We start from the raw sequence: 659 nt of genomic DNA on the forward strand, positions 1-659 counted from the left end.
ATGCGCATCTCGGACCGTGCGTTCGACGACATCGTCGGCGACGAAGTGACCGACCGCGCGACCTACGAGCGGCAGTACCGGCGGCCGACCTGGCCGGGGGAGGAGTCCGGCGCGACCGTCGGGATCGGCTACGACCTGGGGCAGACGGCGCGCAGCACCATCGAGGCCGATTGGCGCGGCCGCGTGCCGGACGACATGCTCGCCGCCATGGTGGCCGTCGCCGGCAGGACCGGGCAGGACGGCAAGGACGCGACCGCGGCGATCAGGCATCTCGTCGACGTCCCGTGGGAGACGGCGATCGCCGTGCACCGCGATTGCGTCGTGCCGCGCTGGGAGGCGACGGTGCGCAACGCGCTCCCGAACTGTGACGCGCTGCACCCCCACTGCTTCGGCGCCCTGGTGTCGCTCACCTTCAACCGCGGAGCGTCGTTCGGGCGGGACGGCGATCGCTACACCGAGATGCGGGCGATCAAGGCGGCTATGGCGCAGCGGGACTTCGCAGCCGTTCCCGCGCTGATCCGCGCGATGAAGCGGATCTGGAAGGGAAAGGGGCTCGACGGGCTGCTGACCCGTCGCGACCGCGAGGCAAAGCTGTTCGAGGACGGCCTCGCCGCCCAGGCCGCCCCGGCTCCGAAAACTCCGCCGATCGGCGGAGTTTC

Annotated in this window: 1 protein-coding gene; it reads left to right on the forward strand. The window is 71.5% G+C overall.

The window, feature by feature from the left end:
- On the forward strand, positions 1 to 659 hold a 659-nt coding region (locus CH341_RS34740; protein WP_425376232.1), incomplete at both ends, for a glycoside hydrolase family protein.

The sequence above is a fragment of the Rhodoplanes roseus genome (genome assembly GCF_003258865.1).
GTDB lineage: Bacteria > Pseudomonadota > Alphaproteobacteria > Rhizobiales > Xanthobacteraceae > Rhodoplanes > Rhodoplanes roseus.